General features: G+C 72.4%; 18 protein-coding genes. 10 read left to right on the top strand and 8 right to left on the bottom strand.

Translation table 11 applies throughout. The annotated features are described in order from the left end of the window. Positions 1-3 precede the first annotated feature (3 nt). Positions 4-1,239 (top strand): hypothetical protein, encoded by a 1,236-nt coding sequence (locus ACFP1Z_RS01825; protein WP_390313910.1) that lies wholly within the window; start codon positions 4-6, stop codon positions 1,237-1,239. 27 nt (positions 1,240-1,266) lie between these two features. Here the strand turns inward: ACFP1Z_RS01825 and ACFP1Z_RS01820 are convergent, their stop codons facing one another. Next, positions 1,267-1,629 carry a DUF192 domain-containing protein gene (locus ACFP1Z_RS01820; RefSeq protein WP_390313909.1) on the bottom strand — a complete coding sequence of 121 codons (363 nt, stop codon included), beginning with the start codon at positions 1,627-1,629 and terminating at the stop codon, positions 1,267-1,269. A gap of 135 nt (positions 1,630-1,764) precedes the next feature. On the opposite strand from ACFP1Z_RS01820, the gene ACFP1Z_RS01815 reads away from it, so the two are divergent. From ACFP1Z_RS01815 to ACFP1Z_RS01805, 3 genes are all read left to right on the top strand, one after another. Then, positions 1,765-2,487 (top strand): prepilin peptidase, encoded by a 723-nt coding sequence (locus ACFP1Z_RS01815; RefSeq protein ID WP_390313908.1) that lies wholly within the window; start codon positions 1,765-1,767, stop codon positions 2,485-2,487. 57 nt (positions 2,488-2,544) lie between these two features. Beyond that, a complete protein-coding gene (locus ACFP1Z_RS01810) occupies positions 2,545-3,120 on the top strand; it encodes a TetR/AcrR family transcriptional regulator (RefSeq protein WP_390313907.1) in 576 nt (191 codons plus the stop codon). A 138-nt stretch (positions 3,121-3,258) separates the two neighbouring features. After that, positions 3,259-4,536, top strand: a complete 1,278-nt coding sequence (locus ACFP1Z_RS01805; RefSeq protein ID WP_390313906.1) for a Cmx/CmrA family chloramphenicol efflux MFS transporter — start codon at positions 3,259-3,261, stop codon at positions 4,534-4,536. A 339-nt stretch (positions 4,537-4,875) separates the two neighbouring features. Here the strand turns inward: ACFP1Z_RS01805 and mgrA are convergent, their stop codons facing one another. Next, positions 4,876-5,931: an L-glyceraldehyde 3-phosphate reductase gene (gene mgrA, locus ACFP1Z_RS01800; protein WP_390313905.1), complete on the bottom strand. Its 1,056-nt coding sequence runs from the start codon at positions 5,929-5,931 to the stop codon at positions 4,876-4,878. A 111-nt stretch (positions 5,932-6,042) separates the two neighbouring features. Here mgrA and ACFP1Z_RS01795 point away from each other — a divergent pair, with 111 nt between their 5' ends. From ACFP1Z_RS01795 to ACFP1Z_RS01780, 4 genes are all read left to right on the top strand, one after another. Beyond that, positions 6,043-6,807, top strand: coding sequence for an isoprenyl transferase (locus ACFP1Z_RS01795; RefSeq protein WP_390313904.1), 765 nt, complete (start codon positions 6,043-6,045; stop codon positions 6,805-6,807). A gap of 401 nt (positions 6,808-7,208) precedes the next feature. After that, entirely contained in the window at positions 7,209-8,531 is a 1,323-nt protein-coding gene (locus ACFP1Z_RS01790) for a PhoH family protein (protein WP_390313903.1), read from the top strand. 443 nt (positions 8,532-8,974) lie between these two features. Further along, positions 8,975-9,700 carry an aggregation-promoting factor C-terminal-like domain-containing protein gene (locus ACFP1Z_RS01785; RefSeq protein ID WP_390313902.1) on the top strand — a complete coding sequence of 242 codons (726 nt, stop codon included), beginning with the start codon at positions 8,975-8,977 and terminating at the stop codon, positions 9,698-9,700. Positions 9,701-9,885: 185 nt separating this feature from the next. Continuing rightward, positions 9,886-11,343: an AI-2E family transporter gene (locus ACFP1Z_RS01780; protein ID WP_390313901.1), complete on the top strand. Its 1,458-nt coding sequence runs from the start codon at positions 9,886-9,888 to the stop codon at positions 11,341-11,343. Positions 11,344-11,439: 96 nt separating this feature from the next. Here ACFP1Z_RS01780 and ACFP1Z_RS01775 read toward each other — a convergent pair whose 3' ends face one another. Together ACFP1Z_RS01775 and ACFP1Z_RS01770 are read right to left on the bottom strand one after the other, a co-directional pair. Then, positions 11,440-11,973: an alkyl hydroperoxide reductase gene (locus tag ACFP1Z_RS01775; RefSeq protein WP_390313900.1), complete on the bottom strand. Its 534-nt coding sequence runs from the start codon at positions 11,971-11,973 to the stop codon at positions 11,440-11,442. Between the two features lie 11 nt (positions 11,974-11,984). Continuing rightward, positions 11,985-12,539: a peroxiredoxin gene (locus tag ACFP1Z_RS01770; RefSeq protein WP_390313899.1), complete on the bottom strand. Its 555-nt coding sequence runs from the start codon at positions 12,537-12,539 to the stop codon at positions 11,985-11,987. Between the two features lie 192 nt (positions 12,540-12,731). Between ACFP1Z_RS01770 and ACFP1Z_RS01765 the strand changes: the two genes are divergently transcribed. Continuing rightward, positions 12,732-13,739 carry a hydrogen peroxide-inducible genes activator gene (locus ACFP1Z_RS01765; RefSeq protein ID WP_390313898.1) on the top strand — a complete coding sequence of 336 codons (1,008 nt, stop codon included), beginning with the start codon at positions 12,732-12,734 and terminating at the stop codon, positions 13,737-13,739. 46 nt (positions 13,740-13,785) lie between these two features. Here the strand turns inward: ACFP1Z_RS01765 and ACFP1Z_RS01760 are convergent, their stop codons facing one another. Together ACFP1Z_RS01760 and ACFP1Z_RS01755 are read right to left on the bottom strand one after the other, a co-directional pair. Further along, positions 13,786-14,013: a type II toxin-antitoxin system antitoxin gene (locus ACFP1Z_RS01760; RefSeq protein WP_465269256.1), complete on the bottom strand. Its 228-nt coding sequence runs from the start codon at positions 14,011-14,013 to the stop codon at positions 13,786-13,788. Further along, positions 14,010-14,969, bottom strand: coding sequence for an SPFH domain-containing protein (locus ACFP1Z_RS01755; RefSeq protein ID WP_390313896.1), 960 nt, complete (start codon positions 14,967-14,969; stop codon positions 14,010-14,012). Before ACFP1Z_RS01755 ends, ACFP1Z_RS01760 begins: the two co-directional genes overlap by 4 nt. Before the next feature lie 250 nt (positions 14,970-15,219). Here ACFP1Z_RS01755 and ACFP1Z_RS01750 point away from each other — a divergent pair, with 250 nt between their 5' ends. After that, the gene (locus tag ACFP1Z_RS01750) at positions 15,220-17,496 is read left to right on the top strand and encodes a transglycosylase domain-containing protein (RefSeq protein ID WP_390313895.1); all 2,277 of its coding nucleotides are present in this window, start codon (positions 15,220-15,222) and stop codon (positions 17,494-17,496) included. Between the two features lie 89 nt (positions 17,497-17,585). On the opposite strand, the gene ACFP1Z_RS01745 is transcribed toward ACFP1Z_RS01750, so the two are convergent. After that, positions 17,586-19,049: a catalase gene (locus tag ACFP1Z_RS01745; protein ID WP_390313894.1), complete on the bottom strand. Its 1,464-nt coding sequence runs from the start codon at positions 19,047-19,049 to the stop codon at positions 17,586-17,588. A 169-nt stretch (positions 19,050-19,218) separates the two neighbouring features. Next, positions 19,219-21,717, bottom strand: coding sequence for a SpoIIE family protein phosphatase (locus ACFP1Z_RS01740; protein ID WP_390313893.1), 2,499 nt, complete (start codon positions 21,715-21,717; stop codon positions 19,219-19,221). Positions 21,718-21,737 lie beyond the last annotated feature (20 nt).

Below are 21,737 nucleotides of genomic sequence, written 5' to 3'. Positions count from 1 at the left end.
GAGTTGGGCAGAAGGGTACGGCGCGGCGGGCTCGTGGGGGCGGCGGTCCTCGGACTGCTCGCGGGGGCGGGCTGCCCGGCGCGGGCGGCGGGTGCCGCCGGACCGGACGCGTACGCCTACCGGGCGGCCCCGGACGCCCGGCCCGTCCAGGGATCGCGGGACCCCGCCGACGGGCCGCTGCTGCGGCCCGGACCGGGCACGTACACGGACAGCCTGCGGCCCGGCGAGCGGAAGTTCTACACCGTGGAGCTGGACGCGGCGTCGAGCGCCTACGTCTCGGCGGTCGCCGCGCCCCGGCCCGGTACGGCGATGGGCCCGCAGGACGGCATCGAGGTCGCCCTGCAGAAGGCCGACGGCACCCAGTGCGGCGTGGGCCGCCACCGCACGTTCCTCTCCGCCGGAGGCCCGTACCCGGTCGCCGACTACGCGGAACGCGTCGCCCCCGGCGGCGGTACGGGCGGTCCGTGCGCGTTGGCGGGCACGTACCGCTTCACCGTCAAGCGTGGCGAGGCGACGGGCGGGGACGCGGGCGCCCTGCCGGTCGAGCTCGCGTACACGGCGGGGGAGGGCGGAGCGCCTTCCGCCGGCGCGACAGAGGGCGGCGGGGGCGCGGCGGGGACGGGGTTCGGCGACGCCGTCGAACTGCGGCCCGGCACACGGGAGGACCGGCTGCGGCCCGGCCAGACCCGCTTCTACCGGGTGGCGGCCGGAACCGGCCAGCAGCTCGCCGTCGCGGCCCGCTTCGGCGCCGCGGCGGGCGGCGACCCCGGCCCGTTCGTGATCAACGGGGTGCGGCTCGGGCTGCACAACGCCGCCCGGGGGTACGTCATGAACAGGACCGCCGGATACCGGGGCGAGACCGTTGAACTGTCCCTCACCACACCCCCCGTGGCCCCCGACGGCGGCGACCCCGGCAAGGGCGCGAGCGACGCGGAACGCGGCATGCGCCTGCCCGGCTGGTACTACCTCCAGGTCAGCCTGAACCCCAAGGCGAGCGCCGGCACGGCGGACGGCCTGCCCGTCACCCTCGACGTACAGGTCGGCGCACCCCGTGCGGCGGACGCGCGCCGGGGGATGCGTGCCACCCCCCGGCACCAGGCGGCGCCCGCCGGGGACGGCCGGCACGCGACACGGCGGATCGTCGGCTACGCCGGCATCGGCACCGGCTCCGCCCTGCTGCTCGGGCTCGGCGCCTGGACCCTGGCCGCGCGGCGCGGGCCGGCCGAGCCGACTCGCTGACCCGGCCCGCCGATTGGGACCTTCGGGTCAGCCCCGGATCTCGACCCGTACGCCCGGCCGCAGCCCCCACTCCCGCATCGCCCCGGCGGCCGCCTCCAGCACGTGGCGGGAGCGCGGGCGCGGCAGGCCGAGACGGCCGGGCCGCATGGTCCGTACGGCCAGGACGGTCAACTCCCGGTCCAGATAGGCCACGTCGATGGGAAAGCGCATCCGGAACGTGTGGATCCCGGAGGCCGGAGTGAGCAGCAGCGCGCCCTCGACGCCGTCCCGGCCGAGGAGGCCGCGGGTGCGTGCGCGGTAGGAGGCGGCGATCTCCAGTGGAACCGACGGGCCGTCCAAGGGGCCTCCGGCGATGTGGAGTTGTGCGCTGCCGTCCTGTCTGCGGGGCATGAGGGCTCCTCGTCCTGTGCGGCCGCTGCTGTGCGGTCGCGGGTGGTCGCGGGTGGTCGCGGGTGGTGGCGGCGTTCGCGGCGAGGTTATCCACAGGCCCCGGCGGGGATCGGCGAAACCCCCTAACCTCGGGGCATGGAAGCGCTGTTGATCGCTCTCGCCGCGCTGTACGGGGCCGTGGCCGGGGCCCTGCTGCCCCGCGCCCGCTACCGGCTGGGCGTCGGCCCCGAGGAGCCCTGGCGCCGGCTCGGCCCGTGCGGGCACCCGGTGGCCGGCTGGCTGGGGCCCGCGCGCTGCGGGCGCTGCGGCGGGGTGTACGGGCCGGGGGCGCGCGGGCCCGCCGCGGTGACGGCGCTGGTGTGCGCCGCGCTCGCGGGCGCGGCCGGGGCGCGGCCCGAGCTGGCGGTGTGGCTGCTCGCCGCGCCCGTCGCGGTGCTGCTGGCCGCCGTGGACCGCTCGGTGCGCCGGCTGCCCGACGTCCTGACGCTGCCGCTCGCGGCCGGACTGGCCGCCCTGCTCGGCGCGGCGGCGCTCATACCCGGGGCGGCCGGCTCGTGGGCCGGAGCGCTGTGGGGCGCGCTCGCCCTGGGTGGCGGCTACTTCGCGCTGGTGGTGGTCCACCCGGCGGGCATGGGGCCCGGCGACGCCAAGCTCGCGCTCGGCCTCGGCTGTGCCCTGGGCTGGTACGGCTGGGACGTGCTGCTCCTGGGCGCGTTCGCGGGTCTGCTGCTGGGCTCCGGGTGCGCGCTGGGCCTGCTGGCGGCGCGGCGGGTGCGGCGCGGCACGGCGCTCGCCTTCGGTCCCTTCATGCTCGCGGGCGCGTGGCTGGGGGTGCTGGCGGGGGCCTCCCACGCGTGACCGCGCGTACACCCCTCACTATTGGAACGGATAATCCAAAACTGTTACGGTCCTGCCATGGCCCGACCGAGGAAGTTCGACGAGGAGCGGGCGGTCGACGCCGCGCTGGAGGCGTTCTGGTCCGCCGGATACGAGGCGACCTCCACCCAGGACCTGTGCGAGGCCACCGGACTGGGCCGGAGCAGCATCTACAACACCTTCAAGAGCAAGCACGAGCTCTACCAGCGCGCCCTGCTGCGCTACATGGAGCTCAAGACCGCCGCCGTCGCCGGCCTGCTCGACGGCGGACTCCCGGCGCGGGAGCGGATCCGCGCACTGCTGGAGGCCATCGTCGAGGAGGAGAGCGCGGGCGACGGCCGGGGCTGTCTCGTCGTCAACGCGTGTGTCGAACTGGCCGCGCGCGACGGGGAGGTGGCCCACGCGCTGGAGCGGGACTACCGGCGCCGGCTCGGCCTGCTCACGGGCGTGATCGAGGCCGGGCAGCGGGACGGCGGCATCGACCGCGCCAAGGACGCCCGCGCGCTCGCCCACTTCGTGATCGCGACCATCGGCGGCATGCGGGTCTCGGCCCGCGCCGGCGCCGACCGGACGGCCCTGCGGGGCATCGCCCGCGCGGCACTCGACGCGATCTGAGGCCGCGCCGCGAGGGTTGCGGTACGCGTGCGGGGCCGGCCCCGCGCCCCGTTCGTGCCTGCTCGTACCCGCATTTTGAACCCTTCGTTTCAAAACCTGCCACCCCTGCCACCCCTGCCACCCCACAAGGACGCCACCGTGCCCTTCGTCATCCATCTGCTCGCCCTGGGCATCTTCGCCCAGGGGACCTCGGAGTTCATGCTGTCCGGGCTGCTGCCCGGACTCGCCGCCGACCTCGGTGTCTCCGTCCCCGACGCCGGGCTGCTGATCTCCGGGTTCGCCGTCGGCATGCTGCTCGGCGCGCCCGTGCTGGCCGTCGCCACGCTGCGGCTGCCACGCCGCGCCACACTGCTCGGCTTCCAGGCCGTCTTCGTCGCCGGGCACGTGGTGGGCGCGCTCGCGCCGGGCTACGCCACGCTGCTCGCGACCCGCTTCGTCAGCGCCTTCGCCTACGCCGGCTTCTGGGCCGTCGCGGCCGCCACCGGCGTGGCCCTGGTGCCCCCGCAGCACAAGGCCCGGGCCATCTCCGTGATCGCGGCCGGGCTCAGCCTCGCCACCGTCGTCGGCGTACCCGCCGGTACCCTCCTCGCCCAACACGCGGGCTGGCGCGCGGCGTTCTGGGCGGTCGCCGGGCTCAATGTGATCAGCATGGCGGCCATCGCGGCCTTCCTGCCGAGGAGTTCGGACACCGGCGCCCGCGAGCGCACGCTGCGCGGCGAGCTCGCGGCCTTCGCCCGGCCCCGGCTGTGGCTCGCGTACGGCGTCACCGCGCTCAGCTGCGGCGCCGCCATCGTGACCTTCAGCTATCTCGCCGCCCTGCTCGCCGAGGTCAGCGGGGTGCCGGAGGGCTGGGTGCCGGCCGTCCTCGCGCTGTACGGGGTCGGCGCGCTCGTCGGCCTGGCCGTCGGCGGCCGTACCGCCGACGCGCGCCCCTTCGCGACGCTCGGCTGGGGCACGGGCGCCCTGGCCCTCGTCTCGCTGGCCCTGTGGCTCGCCGCGGGGAACGCGGCGGTGGCCGTCGCCCTGGTGTTCCTGCTGGGGCTGCTCGGTTTCGTGACCAACCCCGCTGTCCAGGCACGGGTGTTCACCATCGCCGGTGACGCGCCGACCCTCGCCGGGGCCGTCAACACCTCGGCGTTCAATGTGGGGATCACGCTCGCGCCGATGCTCGGCGGGTTCACGATCGACGCGGGCCTGGGCTACGCCTCCGTCGGCTGGGTGGCCGCCGCCCTCGCGGCGGCCGCGCTCGCGGCCTCCGGCGCGGCGGCCCTCGCCGAACGCCGGCACCGCGAGCGCGCGTCCGTACCGGAAGCACACCCGAACAGCTTGCCGAAAAACCGCACGCGCGGTTCGATTCAGCGGGAAAACCCGGCACTTGACGTATGCGCCGCGTCCTCGGCGTCAAATCGCGGATGACTTTTCAAGACGTTTTCGCGGGGTCCGTCCGACCGCTTCCCGGCCGGGACGCATGGGCCGCTTCTACGCTGTACGGCCAGTAATGGCGGGCCCCGTGGCGTCTTCAGCGGCCGTACGCCGCACCCCAGTTCAAGATCATCAAGGTCACCGAGCGTCAGCACGGCGGGCCCCGTCACCCCTGTCGATGCACGAAGCACCCCCCGGGACCGGTTAAGGTGGAAACCCCCCCTCGGGCCGGTCCGTATCCCCCCCACGGACCGGCCCGTTTTCTTGCGCCCCCGTCACCGTGGGTGACGAACCGTGCTGATCACGGCAGTTGAGCGGTCGCTCAGCGGTCGCTCAGCCGCGGCGCGCCCAGATGTTGACGCCCTCGGTGCTCACCGCGAGCGCGTCGATCTCCGTCAGCTCCTCGTCGGTCAGCTTCGCCGCGCCCAGCGCCGCGACGTTCGCCTCCAACTGGCTCACACTCGACGCTCCGGTCAGCGCCGAGGTCGTCCGCGGGTCCCGCAGGACCCACGTCAGCGCGAGCTGGGCGAGGGACTGCCCGCGCCGCCGCGCGATCGCGTCCAGCCCGCGCAGCCGGCGCACCACCTCCTCGGTGAGGAGCCCGGGATCCAGCGACTTGCCCTGCGCGGCCCGCGAGTCCTCCGGGACGCCGTGCAGGTACTTGTCGGTGAGCAGGCCCTGGGCGAGGGGCGCGAAGGCGATGCAGCCCATGCCCTCCTCCTCCAGGGCGTCGAGCAGTCCGTCGTCCTCCGTCCACCGGTTGATCATCGAGTACGACGGCTGGTGGATCAGGCAGGGGACGCCCATCTCCCGCAGGATGCGGGCGGCTTCGCGGGTGTTCTCCGCGCTGTAGGAGGAGATACCCGCGTACAGCGCCTTGCCCTGCCGGACGGCGGAGGCGAGCGCCCCCATCGTCTCCTCCAGCGGAGTGTCCGGATCGAAGCGGTGCGAGTAGAAGACGTCGACATAGTCGACACCCATACGGCGCAGGGAGGCGTCGAGGGAGGACAGCAGATACTTCCGCGACCCCCACTCGCCGTACGGGCCGGGGTGCATGAGATACCCGGCCTTGGTCGAGAGGATCATTTCGTCCCGGTAGGGCCGGAAGTCCTGCGCGAAGATCTTCCCGAAGTTCAGCTCGGCCGACCCGGGCGGCGGGCCGTAGTTGTTGGCGAGGTCGAAGTGGGTCACCCCGAGATCGAAGGCGCGGCGCAGAATGGCCCGCTGCGTATCGAGCGCGCGGTCGTCCCCGAAGTTGTGCCACAGCCCCAGGGAGATCGCCGGGAGTTTCAGTCCGCTGCGGCCGCTGCGGCGGTACTCCATCGCGTCGTACCGGGACTCCGCCGCGCGATAGTGGGCGGAAAGTGTGGGAAGACTGGAATCTGCCATGCGCACTGACTATCACGGTCCTGTGACGCACCGAGTTGGGTTCCCGCGACACGCGGGCAGTAGGGTGGCGCCCTCAGTGGCGACCGCCATGGCACGGAGGGGCTGGAAGACGTGAAGAGGTTGCGCGACCTGGTGTACAGGCTCTACGCACGCCGGGTGGAAGGCCGCCTCGACCATGCGCAGGTGCCCAAGCACATCGGCGTCATCCTCGACGGCAACCGCCGCTGGGCGAGAGCCGACGGCCGCACCACGGAGCAGGGCCACCAGGCCGGCGCCGACAAGATCACCGAACTGCTCGGCTGGTGCGGCGAGACCGACGTCGAGGTCGTCACCCTGTGGATGCTCTCCACCGACAATCTCGACCGGCCCGCCGTGGAGCTCAATCCGCTGCTGGGCATCATCGAGAACACCGTGCGGGGGCTGGCGGCCGACGGCCGCTGGCGCGTCCACCACGTCGGCACCCTCGACCTGCTGCCCGCCCGCACCCAGGCCGTCCTGAAGGAGGCGGAGCAGGAGACGACGGGCGTCGACGGGATACTGGTCAACGTCGCCGTCGGCTACGGGGGCCGGCAGGAGATCGCCGACGCGGTGCGTTCGCTGATCCTGGAGGCCGCCGAGAACGGCACCTCGCACGAGGAGCTGGCGGAAAAGGTCGACGTCGACCACATCACCGAGCATCTGTACACGCGCGGCCAGCCGGATCCGGACCTCATCATCCGCACCAGCGGCGAACAGCGGCTCTCCGGCTTCATGCTGTGGCAGAGCGCGCACTCGGAGTATTACTTCTGCGAGGTCTTCTGGCCGGCTTTCCGGAAGGTCGACTTCCTGCGCGCGCTGCGCGATTACGCGGCGCGGCACCGGCGTTACGGGTTCTGATCCCGTTTCGGCGGACCGGGGCGGGGCGCCAACTCCCGGCGTGCGCCGCGTGATTACATCACACGGCGCGGACGGGCTCCGCCGGGGGCGCTACGGCCGCTGACGGACCGGGTGTTCACTTCCGCGTCGCATATGCCGTTGCATGGTCAAGCGGTGCAGCGGGAATATCCCCCACAGGCCGACGGTCTGTCCAAAGACCGTCGCTCTGCCAGCGGGCGGCATGGGGCCGCCCGCCCGGGAGGCCCTTTGCACACGGACGACGACCGTGCGACCGAGCGGACCCCAGGGGCCGCGCGCGGCCGACGCGGAGGGCCGGAGTCCGGCCCTCGAAGGGCTTCGACCCGGCCCGATCCCCGGCGACGCCGTCGCGCCCCGACCTCCCCGAGGGGGTTCGTCCACCCGTGGTGACCAGCAAGAAACGCCGTGATGACGCCCGGCGCACGTTTGTCCTCGACACCAGCGTCCTGCTGGCCGACCCAGGCGCCATGTGCCGCTTCGAGGAGCACGAGGTCGTGCTCCCCGTCGTGGTGGTCATGGAGCTGGAGGCCAAGCGGCACCACCCGGAGCTCGGTTATTTCGCCCGGCAGGCCCTGCGTCTGCTCGACGGATACCGGGTGCAATTCGGCCGTCTCGACTCCCCGATTCCGATCGGGGAGTTGGGCGGGACCCTGCGCGTCGAGCTCAACCACTCGGACACCGGCATACTGCCCGCCGGCTTCCGGCTCGGTGACAACGACTCGCGCATTCTCGCGGTGGCCCGCAACCTCCAGGCCGAGGGGTACGACGTCACGGTCGTCTCCAAGGACCTGCCGCTGCGCATCAAGGCGTCCGCGGTCGGACTGCTCGCCGAGGAGTACCGCGCCGAGCTCGCCGTCACCGACTCCGGCTGGACGGGCATGGCGGAGCTCACGGTGAGCGCCGAGTGCGTCGACGAGCTGTTCGCCAACGAGGTGTGCGAGGTGCCGGAGGCGGCGGAACTGCCCGTGCACACGGGGCTGGTGCTGCAGTCCGAGCGCGGCAAGGCGCTCGGCCGGGTCACCGCGGACGGCGCGGTGCGGCTGGTGCGCGGCGACCGCGAGGCGTTCGGCATCCACGGCCGCAGCGCCGAGCAGCGCGTGGCGCTGGACCTGCTGCTCGACGCGGACATCGGCATCGTCTCGATGGGCGGCCGGGCCGGCACGGGCAAGTCCGCGCTGGCGCTGTGCGCCGGGCTGGAGGCCGTGCTGGAGCGGCGGCAGCACCGCAAGGTGATGGTCTTCCGCCCGCTGTACGCGGTCGGCGGCCAGGAGTTGGGCTATCTGCCCGGCACCGAGGCGGAGAAGATGAGCCCGTGGGCCCAGGCCGTCTTCGACACGCTCTCGGCGGTCACCAGCGCCGAGGTGATCGAGGAGGTCGTCGGGCGCGGCATGCTGGAGGTGCTGCCGCTCACCCACATCCGGGGCCGCTCGCTGCACGACGCGTTCGTCATCGTCGACGAGGCGCAGTCCCTGGAGCGCAATGTGCTGCTGACCGTGCTCTCGCGGATCGGCGCCAACTCCCGTGTGGTGCTCACCCACGACGTGGCGCAGCGCGACAACCTGCGCGTCGGGCGGTACGACGGGGTGGTGGCGGTGGTCGAGAAGCTCAAGGGGCACCCGCTGTTCTCGCATGTGACCCTCACCCGCTCGGAGCGCTCCCCGATCGCGGCCCTGGTCACCGAGATGCTGGAGGAGGGGCGCATCTGAGGCCCGCGGGGCGGCAGTTGACCCGGTGACCCGTCAACGGCGGGCAGGGCGGCGCGTGGCGAAGCGAGAGAGCTTAGCCGCGCGCCGTCGGTGCGTGCGACCGTTTCCACAAACCCCCTGCTTCAAACGGGATGTGAGCTTTCCCACGCAACTGCGAATTGCCTCCGGGCGTCCCCGTGGGGCAGAGTCTGGGTCCTGTCAGGCCCCGCATACGGCACCTGACGCACCTCCCCCCGGGGTGCGCCCGAGAACTGAATGAGCGCAGCCGTATGCCGCCCGAGCGTCATGCGGGCCTCCCCAGCGGGAGGATCCCACCGGGCCCGTGTCTCCTGTGACCAGCCTGTTCCGTGCCCCCGTGCGGGACGGGCCAGACGGAGGCCAGCGCCAGGGGCACGATCGCGCCCGCGAGGTCACCGGTGCGGGCGTTGCTGGAAGGAATGCGTGTGAGCCGGGTCTCGGTCCGTGGATTCGCCGTGGCGTCCGCCACCGCGGTCACCACTGTCGGAGCGGTCGTCGGAGTCGCCTCGGGCAGCGAGCCCGCCAAGGACGCCAGGGTCGAGGCCACCGCCGCCGACACGAGCCTCCTCGCGGCGATCCCCGTCGCACAGAACGCCCAGGCCGTCACCGCCTCGCTGACCCAGCAGGCGGACACCCAGACCCAGGCCGCCGACACCGCCGCGCGCCAGGCCGCCGAGGAGGCCGCGCGCCTCCAGGCCGCCGAGGACGCGACCGCCAAGAAGGAGGCCGCCGACGCCGCGGCCAAGAAGGAGGCGGAGGCCAAGGCCGCCAAGGAGGCCAAGGAGCGCGAGGAGAAGGACGCGGCGGCCAGCCGCTCCGCCGAGCGCGACGCCTCGGCCCTGACGGCCAAGAGCTCCTACAGCACCGCCGAGATCAAGGCGCTCGCCCAGCAGATCGTCCCGGCCGACCAGTTCCAGTGCTTCAGCAACATCGTGAACAACGAGAGCAGCTGGGACTACACCGCCACCAACGCCTCCTCCGGCGCCTACGGTCTCGTCCAGGCGCTGCCCGGCTCGAAGATGTCCTCCGCGGGCTCCGACTGGCGCACCAACCCGGCCACCCAGATCAAGTGGGGCCTGAGCTACATGAACGAGCGCTACAAGAGCCCCTGCGGCGCCTGGTCGTTCTGGCAGGCCAACAACTGGTACTGAGCACCTCTCCCGGTGCCGAGGGCTCCTTCTTCGCGCCCTCTCCCGTCATACAGCGGACCCCCGGCCTCAACCCGGCCGGGGGTCCGCTGTGTCCTTGTCCGCGACACCTGTGCGCCTCGAACGCACGTCGGCACAGGTAACGTCGTCAGCATGGCCGCGGGGGAAGTGGGGGTAGAGGAAGAAGAATGTCCAGATTGCCACGATGGGTCGGTGCTGTGGGAACGGGTCTGACCCGGCTCGCCGCCCGGCTCGAAGAGGGCTCGGCAGGGCCTCCGGGTACGGCGGCCCCGCCGTACCCCGGCCCCGCCGTGCCCGTACGCGCCGAGCCCGGGCCCGAACCCGCCGTCCCCCGGCCCGCGCCCCGGACCGCCGACGTTCCCGCCGAACCCGCGCCCGCGCCCGTACCCGAACCCGCCACCGCGCCCGGTCCCGCCCAGGTCTCCCCGGCGTCCGACGGGCAGGTGCCCGCGCCGCCCGGCTACGCGCCGGCCGTCGCCGCCCGCCCCGACCCGGTCGCCGCCGTGCCCTGGGGCGTACGGGTCGCGGCCGAGGCCGGCTGGCGGCTGCTCGTCCTCGCCGGAGCCCTGTGGGTGCTCATGCGCGTCATCAGCTCCGTGCAGCTGGTGGTGCTCGCCTTCGTCGCCGGACTGCTGATCACCGCACTGCTGCAGCCCACCGTGGCCTGGCTCAAGAGGCGTGGCGTGCCGCGGGGGCTCGCCACGGCCATGACCTTCACCGCCGGCTTCGTCGTCATGGGCCTGGTCGGCTGGTTCGTCGTCTGGCAGATCACCGACAACCTCGACGATCTGTCCAGCCGGGTGCAGCAGGGCATCAAGGACCTCAAGCACTGGTTGCTGACGAGTCCGTTCCACGTCACCGAGAAGCAGATCAACAACATCGCCGACAACCTCAGCCAGGCCATCGGCACCAATACCAAGGACATCACCTCGGCGGGCATCGAGGGCGTCCAGGTGATCATCGAGGTGCTCACGGGCATCGTGCTCGCGATGTTCAGCACGCTCTTCCTGCTCTACGACGGTCCGCGGATCTGGCAGTGGCTGCTGAAGCTGATCCCGGCGGCGGCGCGCGAGGGTGTCGCGGGCGCGGGCCCGCGCGCGTGGGCGACGCTCACCGCCTATGTGCGCGGCACGGTGATCGTGGCCATGATCGACGCGATCTGCATCGGCATAGGGCTGTACTGCCTGGACGTCCCGCTCGCCGTGCCGCTCGCGGTCATCATCTTCCTGTTCGCGTTCATCCCGCTGGTGGGCGCCGTGGTCTCCGGGGCGCTCGCGGTGATCGTGGCGCTGGTGGCCAACAGTGTGTTCACGGCGCTGATGGTGCTCGTGGTGGTGCTCGCGGTGCAGCAGATCGAGGGCCACATCCTGCAGCCGTTCATCCTGGGCCGCGCGGTGCGGGTCCACCCGCTCGCGGTGGTCCTCTCGGTGGCCGCGGGCTCGCTCATCGCGGGTATCGGCGGCGCGGTGGTCGCGGTGCCGCTGGCGGCCGTCACCAACACCGTCGTCGGCTATCTGCGGGCGTACGCCCAGGAGAGCGCGCTGCGGACCGCGCGGACGGCGCCCTCGGAGCCCCGGATTCCGGTGAGCCGGGTGCCCGGGCCGGAGCCGGAACGGGCGGAGTGACGCCCGTACGGCCCGTACGGCGCGCAGAACGCGGGAAGGCCCGCCGGTCCGTTGTGGACCGGCGGGCCTTCCCGCGTGAGAGCGGCGACGTGTCGCTCAGCTGTTCAGCACGGCCTCGGCGTCCAGCGTCGCGCCGACCGCCTGCAGCACCGCGGCGATCTTGAACGCTTCCTGGATCGTCTCCCGGGACACCCCGGCCTTGCGCAGCACCTGCTCGTGCGAGTCGAGGCACATGCCGCAGCCGTTGATGGCGGAGACGGCCAGGGACCACAGCTCGAAGTCGACCTTCTCCACGCCCGGGTTGCCGATGACATTCATCCGCAGCCCCGCGCGCAGGGTGCCGTACTCCGGGTCCGACAGCAGGTGCCGGGTGCGGTAGTAGACGTTGTTCATCGCCATGACGGCCGCGGCCGCCTTGGCGGCGGTGTACGCCTCGGGCGAGAGGTTCTCCTTGGCCTGCGGCTCCAGCTCGCGCAGCACGATCGGCGAACGGGTCGCGATCGCGCAGGCGAGGACGGTGCCCCACAGCTGCTGCGCCGGCAGGTCGGAGTTGCCGATGACCGAGCCGAGGTTGAGCTTCAGGTCCTTGGCGTAGTCCGGTACGGCGGACTTCAGTTCATCGAGCGCCATGGAGAATCAGCTCACTCGCCGGCGAGGAGCTTGACGGCGTCGAGGGTCTCCTCGCCCTTGCTCCAGTTGCAGGGGCACAGCTCGTCGGTCTGCAGGGCGTCGAGGACCCGCAGGACCTCCTTGGGGTTACGGCCGACGGAACCGGCGGTCACCATGACGAACTGGATCTCGTTGTTCGGGTCGATGACGAAGACCGCGCGCTGGGCGTAGCCGTCCTCACCCTCGACGCCACAGGCCTGCATGAGCTCGTGCTTGGCGTCGGCCAGCATCGGGAAGGGCAGGTCGCGCAGGTCCTTGTGGTCCTTGCGCCAGGCGTGGTGGACGAACTCGGAGTCGCCGGAGACGCCGAGGATCTGCGCGTCACGGTCGGCGAACTCGTCGTTCAGCTGGCCGAAGGCGGCGATCTCGGTCGGGCAGACGAACGTGAAGTCCTTGGGCCAGAAGAACACCACGCGCCACTTGCCCTCGTAGGACTTGTGGTTGATCTGCTCGAACTCCTTGCCGCTTTCGAGCGAGACGCAGGCGGTCAGGTCGAACTCGGGGAACTTGTCACCGACAGTGAGCACGCGCTCTCCTTGCAACGAGGAACGTCCCGGGTGGGGGCTTCCTGGGGGTTGGACAGGGAAACCCTGCCACAAGAGGCATTGATAAGGGAAATAGCTAGACTGAGTGAAGTTGATCGGAGGTGGTTATCAGTGAAGTCCCGTATACCCCGGGGGGAGACCCCTGGTGAAGCCCCTGAGAGCGGTACGAACGGCATGAACGCCGCAAAGCGGACAGAGCGCTCCGGGCCCGCCGCCGAGGCCGGCGCTCCCGCCAAGGTCGCCCCCGCGCGGCCCCGCCAGCCCAGCCTCGCCCAGCTGAGGGCCTTCGTCGCCGTGGCCGAGCATCTGCACTTCCGCGATGCCGCCTCCGCGATCGGCATGAGCCAGCCCGCGCTCTCCGCGGCCGTCTCGGCCCTGGAGGAGCTGCTCGACGTCCGCCTCCTTGAGCGTACGACGCGCAAAGTGCTGCTCAGCCCCGCGGGGGAGCGGCTGGCCGTGCGCGCCCGTACCGTCCTCGACGCGGTCGGCGCGCTGCTGGAGGAGGCGGACGCGGCCCGCGCCCCCTTCACCGGAGTCGTGCGGCTCGGTGTGATCCCCACCGTGGCCCCGTATCTGCTCCCCACCGTGCTGCGCCTGGTCCACGACGCCTACCCCGCGCTCGACCTCCAGGTGCACGAGGAGCAGACCTCCTCGCTGCTGGACGGCCTCACCCAGGGGCGGCTCGACCTGCTGCTGCTCGCCGTGCCGCTCGGTGTGCCCGGAGTCGTCGAACTCCCCCTGTTCGAGGAGGACTTCGTGCTCGTCACGCCCCGCGAGCACTGGCTCGCCGGGCGCGGGGACATCCCGCGCGAGGCGCTGCGCGAACTGGACCTGCTGCTGCTCGACGAGGGGCACTGCCTGCGCGACCAGGCTCTCGACATCTGCCGGGAGGCGGGGCGCACGACCGGGCTGCCCGCGACGACGAGCGCGGCCGGACTGGCCACGCTCGTACAGCTCGTCGGCGGCGGCATGGGGGTGACGCTGCTGCCGCGCACCGCGCTGCGCGTCGAGACCGGCCGCAGCGAGGACCTGGCCACCGGCTACTTCGCCGACCCGGCCCCCGCCCGCCGCATCGCCCTGGCCATGCGCGCGGGCAGCGCCCGCCAGGCGGAGTTCGAGCAGCTGGCGCGGGCGCTGCGCGGGGAGATGCGCCGGCTGCCCGTACGGATCGTCGAGGGCTGACCGCAGCCGTCCGCCTCGCGGCGGGGCGGAGCCGCGCGGCCGGCGGTCACTCCCCCTTCGGCGGCCGCCCCCGCCGCGGCAGGCCGCCCGTGCCCTTGGGGAGGCGGCCCGCGTCCGCGAGGGCCTTGCGCAGCAGGAACTCGATCTGCGCGTTGGCGCTGCGCAGCTCCTCGCCCGCCCAGCGGGTCAGCGCGTCGTGCACCAACGGGTCGAGCCGCAGCAGCACTTGCTTGCGCTGCCGCGGCCGGCCCCGGGGCGGCGGCTCCTGGGTCACTGGTAGAGCGTGCCCGTGTTGAGCACCGGCTGGGCGGCCCGGTCGCCGCACAGCACCACCATCAGATTGCTCACCATCGCGGCCTTCCGCTCCTCGTCCAGCTCCACGATGCCCTGCTCGCTGATCCGGGCCAGGGCCTCCTCGACCATGCCGACCGCGCCGTCCACGATCTGCTTGCGCGCGGCCACCACCGCGCCCGCCTGCTGCCGTTGCAGCATGGCAGAGGCGATCTCCGGCGCGTACGCGAGGTGCGTGAAACGGGACTCGACGATCTGCGCCCCGGCCGCCTCGACCCGCGCGTGCAGCTCGACGGCGAGCTTCTCGGTGATCTCCTCGGCGTTGCCGCGCAGCGAGAGCGTCTCCTCGTCGTGCGCGTCGTAGGGGTACTCGATGGCGATGTGACGGACTGCCGCCTCGGTCTGGGTGGCGACGAACTCCTCGAAGTCCTCCACCGCGAACTTCGCCTGCGCGGTGTCCGCGACCTTCCACACCACGACGGCGGCGAGCTCGATGGGGTTGCCGTAGGCGTCGTTGACCTTCAGTACGGCCGTCTCGTGGTTGCGGACCCGCGTGGAGATCTTGTCGCGGCTGGTGAACGGGTTGACCCAGCGCAGGCCCTCGGTGCGGATCGTGCCCCGGTAGCGGCCGAAGAGCTGCACGACCCGGGCCTGGCCCGGCGCGATCGTGTTCAGCCCGCTCATCGCGATGAGCGAGGCGAGGCCGACGACGATGCCGGCGGCGATCAGCGCGGCGGCCGCAGCGCCCTGTCCGGAGGTCGCGAAACGCGCGCCGAGGACGACGCAGCCGATGCCGAGCAGCAGCCCGACGAGCCCCAGCAGCAGCGCCGTACCGCCGCCGATGTCATGCGCCGGGAACTCCCTGACCTGTGCTTTCGCCGGTGCCGACGGGGCGGACGGGGGCGCTTCGACGGCAGGGCCGGTGGTGGTGTCGGACATGGGGAACCCCCGCTTTCTCTCGGGCGGTCCGCCGGGGAGCACCCCGCGGACCGCGTCTAGCAAAGTGATAGCACATTTAGGGACAGGGGGGAGCCCTGTACCGTTTTCGCACTGCGCCGTACCCGGTTCCCGCCTGCCGGGGTGCTGTTTGTCACGTGCCTCAAAGCCTTGATCGATGGGCGTTTGGTGACAGTTGCGGTGTTAGCTTCATGAGCTGGGTTGGGGGCGGAAGACTGGAGCTACAGGAGAGATGGGCCGAGCGGAAGCACGACGGGCGCGTAAGAGCCCCCGCAGAGCAAGGGGCAACAAGCCCCGGAAGACCGGCATACGCCGCTTCTTCACGTGGAAGAAGCTGCTCGCCTACTTCGTCACCGTGATCGCTCTCGGGGCGGGCGCCTTCGTCGCGCTGTACCTGTCGGTGGACATACCCAACGGCAACTCCGCCGCCAAACTGCAGAGCAACGTCTACAAGCTCGACAACGGCCAGGTCATCGCGCGTACCGGTGACGTCAACCGGGAGTCCGTGCCGCTGTCGAAGATCCCGGAGGACGTCCGCAAGGCCGTCCTCGCCGCAGAGAACAAGGACTTCTACAGCGACCCCGGCATCGACTTCAAGGGCACCGCGCGCGGCATCCTCAACACCGTGATGGGGCGCGGCAAGCAGGGTGGTTCGACCATCACCCAGCAGTACGTGAAGAACTACTACCTCAGCCAGGAACAGACCGTCACCCGCAAGGTGAAGGAACTGATCATCTCGCTCAAGGTCCAGCAGGAGAAGGACAAGGACGAGATCCTTGAGGGGTATCTGAACACCAGTTACTTCGGGCGCGGCGCCTACGGCCTGCAGGCCGCCGCCCGCGCGTACTACCAGAAGGACGTCGGCGACCTCACGCTGGAGGAGGGCGCCTACCTCGCCGCGCTGCTGCAGGCGCCCACGCAGTACGACTGGGCGATCGCCAGCGACGTCGGCAAGCAGAACGCGCAGAACCGCTGGAACTACGTCCTCGACAAGATGGTCGAGGCCAAGTGGCTCGACCCCGAGAAGCGCAAGGCGATGAAGTTCGAGGTCCCCAAGGACCCGGTGCCGCCGGCGGGCCTCAAGGGCCAGAACGGCTATCTCGTCGAGGCCGCCAAGGAAGAGGTCGAGCGCGCGCTGAAGGCGCAGGGCCGCAAGGAGAGCGACCTGGCCGCCGGCGGCTGGACCATCACGCTGTCCATCGACCCGAAGAAGCAGCAGGCCCTGGAGAAGGCCGTCCAGGACGAGCTCACCAGCAAGCTCGACCCGAAGGTCCGCAAGGTCGACGCCGAAGCGCAGCTCGGTGCCGTCTCCGTGGACCCCAAGACCGGTCAGGTCGTGGCCCTCTACGGCGGCCAGGACTACCTCAAGCACTTCAAGAGCAACGCGACCCGCGAGGACTACCAGCCGGCCTCCACCTTCAAGCCGGTCATCCTCGCCTCCGCGCTGGAGAACAAGTCCAAGACGCAGGACGGCCAGCCGATCACCGCGAGCACGATCTACGACGGCACCAGTGAGCGGCCTGTGAAGGGCAGCCCGGTGCCCTACGCCCCGCCGAACGAGGACGACCGCAGCTACGGCAACGTCACGGTCCAGGAGTCGATGAACAAGTCCATCAACTCCGCCTTCTCGCAGATGGCCGTCGACGTCGGCATGGACAAGGTCAAGAAGACCGGCGTCGACCTGGGCATGAACGGCGACGCGGGCTTCAACACGCAGCCCGCGATGTCGCTCGGCTCGATGAGCGCGAGCCCGCTGCACATGGCCGGGGTCTACGCGACGCTCGCCAACCACGGCAAGCTCGTCACCCCCTCGATCGTGAAGTCCGCGACGCAGGGCGGCGTGGAGCTGGACCGCAAGAAGCCCGTCGGCGACCAGGTCGTCAAGCGCACGACCGCCGACGACGTGACCGCCGTCCTCAAGGGCGTGGTCAACGACGGTACGGCCAAGGCCGCCATCGACGCCTCGCAGTACCCGGTGGCGGGCAAGACCGGTACCTCCGACGACAACAAGTCGGCCTGGTTCGCGGGCTACACCCCCGACCTGGTCACCGCCGTCGGCATGTTCGGTGAGGGCCCCGGCGGCAAGCAGGTGCCGCTGACCGGCACGGGCGGTGTCGAGGGCGGCCGTGTCAACGGTGGTGGCTACCCGGCCCACGTCTGGTCCGAGTACACCAGCAAGGTCGCGGCCACCGACACCAAGTTCGACCTGGAGACCGACGACTCCGGAGCGGCCGCGCCGCCGCCCCCGCCGCCGACCTCCGCGCCGCCGTCGCGGCAGCCCACGCGCAGCCCGGAGCCCACGCGGTCCGCCTCGACGCCGCCGGCGTCCCCGACGCCGAACCCGTCGCGCTCGCAGCACAGCCCGACGCCTCCGACGCAGACCCCGTCGCACTCGCAGACGCCCCCGCCGCCGCCCCCGCCGTCGCCCTCGTCCTCCTCGCAGGGCGACAGCGGAGGCGACAGCAGCAGGGCGAACCGGGGGAACGACCGCTTCCCCAACAGCAACTAGCCGACCTGCAACGACACGGCCCCGTCCGGCAGCTCAACCGCTGCCGGACGGGGCCGTGTTCGTCGCGGCCGTCCCGTACCGCCCTGTGGTCAGCCTCCGTTGACCTTGGTGGCGATCCGGTCGCCGACCTCCTTGTCGATATTGCGCCAGTACTGCAGCGCCCGGTCCAGCACCGGCCTGCTGACGCCCGCGCTCAGATGGCCGGCGACATTGGCGACGAGCCGGTCGCGCGCGGCGTCGTCCAGGACCCGGCGCACCATCGTCCCGGCCTGGCCCCAGTCGTCGTCCTCGCGGTGCAGCTTGTAGGCCTCGCGCACCATCTCGCCCGAGGCCGCCCAGCCGGCGATCTCACCGAAGCGGGCGACGTCGGCGGCCGGGCCGCCGTAGGAGTTGGGCGCGTACGGGCGGGCCGTGCGCGCCGGTTCGTAGCGCATCGGGCCGTCCTTCGCGTAGGAGTGGACCGCCGAGTGGGCCCGGTTCGGCGGCAGCTGGGCGTAGTTGGGGCCGATCCGGTAGCGGTGCGTGTCCGGGTAGGAGAACAGCCGGCCGAGCAGCATCTTGTCCGGCGACGGGCCGATGCCCGGCACCAGGTTCGCCGGCTCGAACGCGGCCTGCTCGATATGGACGAAGAAATCCTCCGGGTTCCTGTCCAGGGTCATCCGGCCGACCTCGACGAGCGGGTAGTCGCCGTGCGGCCACACCTTGGTCAGGTCGAAGGGGTTGAAGCGGTAGCCCGCCGCGTCCTCGAACGGCATGACCTGGACGTACATCGTCCACGAGGGGGCGTCGCCGGTCTCGATCGCCCGGGAGAGATCCCGGCGGTGGAAGTCGCCGTCCTCGCCCGCGATACGGTCGGCCTCGTCCTGGGTGAGGAACTCGATGCCCTGGTCGGTCTTGATGTGGTACTTGATCCAGAACTTCTCGCCGCCGGCGTTGACCCACAGATAGGTGTGCGAGCCGTAGCCGTTCATGTGGCGCCAGGTCCTGGGGATGCCGCGGTCGCCCATCAGCCAGGTGACCATGTGCGCGGACTCCGGGGAGAGGGTCCAGAAGTCCCACTGCATGTCGTTGTCGCGCAGCCCGTTGTCGGGTCGGCGCTTCTGCGAGCGGATGAAGTCCTGGAACTTCTGCGGGTCGCGCACGAAGAAGATCGGTGTGTTGTTGCCCACCAGATCGTAATTGCCGTGCTCCGTGTAGAACTTGAGGGCGAAGCCGCGCGGATCGCGCCAGGTGTCCGGCGAGCCCTGCTCGCCCGCCACCGTCGAGAAGCGGGCCAGCATCTCGGTGGTCTTCCCCGGCTGGAAGAGCGCGGCCTTGGTGAACTGGCTGACGTCGTTGGTCACGGTGAAGTGCCCGTAGGCGCCGCCGCCCTTGGCGTGGACCACCCGCTCCGGGACCCGTTCCCGGTTGAACTGGGCCATCTTCTCGATCAGATAGTGGTCCTGGAGCAGGATGGGACCGGAGTCACCAATGGTCAGCGAGTGCTCGTCGCTCTCCACGGGGACACCGGCGTTGTTGGTCGTGTACGGGAATCGCTGCGCCGAGTCGGTCATGGGACGCCTCCCGGGACGGGGATCGGGTCGGGGCGCGGACGCGCCGCCCTCCACACCGGCCAGTCAACCCCGCCGACGCCGCGTCGGCAACAGGGGTCTGGACACTGTCCAGTTTTTCACCGCGTACGAGTGAGGCCGGGAGCGCGCCGTGGACGGGCCCGCCCCGGCCTCAGCGGGCGTGCGCGGGCAGCGCCAGCTCGAACCAGACCACCTTGCCCGTGCTCAGCCGCGTCGCCCCCCACCGCCGGGCCAGCCGGTTCACCAGATACAGCCCGCGCCCGCCCTCGTCGGAGGGGCGCGCCTGGCGCAGCCGGGGCAGCTGCGGCACATCGTCGCCGACCTCGCAGCGCAGCACGTCCGTCCGCAGCAGCCGCAGCGTGATCGGCCGCTCCGCGTACCGCACCGCGTTCGTGATCACCTCGCTGACCAGCAGCTCCACCCCGTCGGTCAGCTCCTCCAGACCCCAGCGGGCCAGCGCGCGCCTGGCGAGCCGACGGGCCTGCCGGGCCGTCTGCGGGCGCGGGTCGAGGAACCAGTAGGCGACATCGCTCGGCGCGATGCCCTCGAAGCGGGCGGCGAGCAGGGCGATGTCGTCGTCCCGGTCGCCCGGGCCGAGCATGCCCAGCACCTCGTCGCACAGCGGCTCCAGCGGCGGCGGGTTCGGCCCGGTCAGCCGCGCCGTCTCCGTCAGCCGCTCCCGCAGCTGCTCGATGCCGGTCCACACGTCCCGGATGCGGGACTCCACCAGACCGTCCGTGTACAGCAGCAGCGTCGCCCCGGCGGGCGCGTCCAGCTCCACGGCCTCGAAATCCACCCCGCCCACACCGATCGGCGCGCCCGGCGGCACCCGCAGCACCTCGGCGCGGCCGCCCCGGTGCAGCATGACCGGCGGCGGATGGCCCGCGTTGGCGATCACGATGCGGTGCGCGACCGGGTCGTAGACCGCGTACAGGCAGGTCGCCATCCGGTCCGAACCCAGCCGCTGGGCCTGCTCGTCGAGGTGGTGCAGCACCTCCGAGGGCGGCAGGTCCAGTCCCGCGAGGGTCTGGGCGGTCGTCCGCAGCTGGCCCATGATCGCCGCGGAGGTCATCGAGTGGCCCATGACATCGCCGACGACCAGCGCGATCCGGTTGCCCGGCAGCGGGATCGCGTCGTACCAGTCGCCGCCCACCCGCGCCGTCTCGGCCGCCGGCAGATAGCGGCTGGCGAGCCGGACCCCGGTGGGCTGCGGCAGCGAGTCGGGGAGCATGGTGCGCTGCAGCTCGTCCGCGATGTAGACCTCGCGGCCGTAGAGCACCGCCTTGTCCACGCCGAGCGCGGTGTGCGTGGCGAGCTGCGCCGCGACCAGCAGATCGTCGCCCTCGAAGGCCGGGCGGTCGGCGCGGCGTATGAACACGGCCGCGCCGATCACCCGGCGCCGCCCCCGCAGCGGCGCCAGGATCGTGCGCTGCCGCTCCGGTACGCACCGGCCTTCGCCCAGCAGCTCCGGCAGGGCCGCCCGCGCGGCGGAGGAGTCGCCGAAGACGGGTCTGACTCCTCGCAGCACCTCCGCGAGCGGCCCCCCTATGCGCACCTCGCAGCGCTCGGCCGCGAGGGCGGCGAGATCCGCCGCCGGATCGGAGCGGTCGGCCGGGGCCGCGGTGTCCGCGGCCGCGTTCGCCGGCTCGTACAGGCCGCGCACGTGCTCCGGGAGCTGGTCGGTGCGGCGCAGCCGCAGCACGACGGGCCCGACCGGCCGCTCGTCGCCGACGGGCAGCGGGTCGCGCAGATAGACCAGGATCGCGTCGGCGAACGTCGGCACGGTGGCCCGGCACAGGCCGAGCACGATCTCGTCCAGGTCGATGCCGCGCGCGATGCGGCGGGTCGCCGCGCCGACGAAACGCAGCCGCTCGCCGCCGGAGGCGCCCGCGGCGCCGGCCCGCGGTACGGCCGTGCCGTTCTCCGTATGCGCCGGGCCCACAGGCTCGGGGTGCGCACCCGGCCCGGGCTGCTCGGGCACGTGCGGGGCCGGCCCGTGACCACCCGGCCCGGCACTCCGCACGGGGGCGCGCCCGGCCGGCCCCACCGGGCGGTCACGCCCGGGCTGCCCGGGGACGTGGCTGTCGGCGGGGTTGCGGTCGTCGGGGCCGGACGGGCGCCGGGCGGCCTCGGGGTTGGGCTGTCCGGTGCGTGGGGCGTCTGTGCCGGCGGCCGGGTCGTGGTCGTCCGGGCCGGGCGCGTGCCGGGCGGCCGGGTGTTCGGCGTGTGTGTCACCTGTGCCGGAGGCGGGCGCGTACGGGCGTCGCGCTGCCGCGCCCTCGGTGCGGTCCCGGTGTCCCGGGCCGTACGTGCCGTCGGCCGCCTCCGTGTCGACGGCCCGGACCGGGGCCGGCCGGTCGTCCGGCAGATCCGGTCCGTCCTGTCCCGGCACGGACCCGGTGCGGCCGCGCGCGGCCGCACCGGCCCGCTCGCGCCGTGCGGCCGTCACGACGGGATCGGGGACGGCGGAGCCGCTCGCTCCGGCCGCCGTGCGCGGCGCGTCCGGAGCTGGTACGGCCGGTGTGCCGGGGGCGGGCCCGCCCGCCGGCGCGGGAAACATTCCGGCGGGCGCGGAGCCGCCCGCCGGGAGCGCGTCGAACGCGCTCTCCGGGGCGGCTTGTCTTCCGTGGGAGTCGATGTGCTCCGTCACGCGTGGGGTTCCATCCGTCG

The organism is Streptomyces gamaensis, assembly GCF_042656465.1.
In the GTDB taxonomy this organism is placed as follows: domain Bacteria; phylum Actinomycetota; class Actinomycetes; order Streptomycetales; family Streptomycetaceae; genus Streptomyces; species Streptomyces gamaensis.
Note: the sequence above shows the minus strand (reverse complement) of the source record. Positions and strands in the feature narration are given on the sequence as shown.

Bases quoted from the DNA above. Each gene is read 5' to 3' on its own strand.
- ACFP1Z_RS01820 (WP_390313909.1), bottom strand. From the start codon at position 1,629: ATGCCCCGCAGACAGGACGGCAGCGCACAACTCCACATCGCCGGAGGC.
- ACFP1Z_RS01815 (WP_390313908.1), top strand. From the start codon at position 1,765: ATGGAAGCGCTGTTGATCGCTCTCGCCGCGCTGTACGGGGCCGTGGCC.
- ACFP1Z_RS01810 (WP_390313907.1), top strand. From the start codon at position 2,545: ATGGCCCGACCGAGGAAGTTCGACGAGGAGCGGGCGGTCGACGCCGCG.
- mgrA (WP_390313905.1), bottom strand. From the start codon at position 5,931: ATGGCAGATTCCAGTCTTCCCACACTTTCCGCCCACTATCGCGCGGCG.
- ACFP1Z_RS01780 (WP_390313901.1), top strand. From the start codon at position 9,886: ATGTCCAGATTGCCACGATGGGTCGGTGCTGTGGGAACGGGTCTGACC.
- ACFP1Z_RS01775 (WP_390313900.1), bottom strand. From the start codon at position 11,973: ATGGCGCTCGATGAACTGAAGTCCGCCGTACCGGACTACGCCAAGGAC.
- ACFP1Z_RS01765 (WP_390313898.1), top strand. From the start codon at position 12,732: ATGAACGCCGCAAAGCGGACAGAGCGCTCCGGGCCCGCCGCCGAGGCC.
- ACFP1Z_RS01755 (WP_390313896.1), bottom strand. From the start codon at position 14,969: ATGTCCGACACCACCACCGGCCCTGCCGTCGAAGCGCCCCCGTCCGCC.
- ACFP1Z_RS01750 (WP_390313895.1), top strand. From the start codon at position 15,220: ATGGGCCGAGCGGAAGCACGACGGGCGCGTAAGAGCCCCCGCAGAGCA.
- ACFP1Z_RS01745 (WP_390313894.1), bottom strand. From the start codon at position 19,049: ATGACCGACTCGGCGCAGCGATTCCCGTACACGACCAACAACGCCGGT.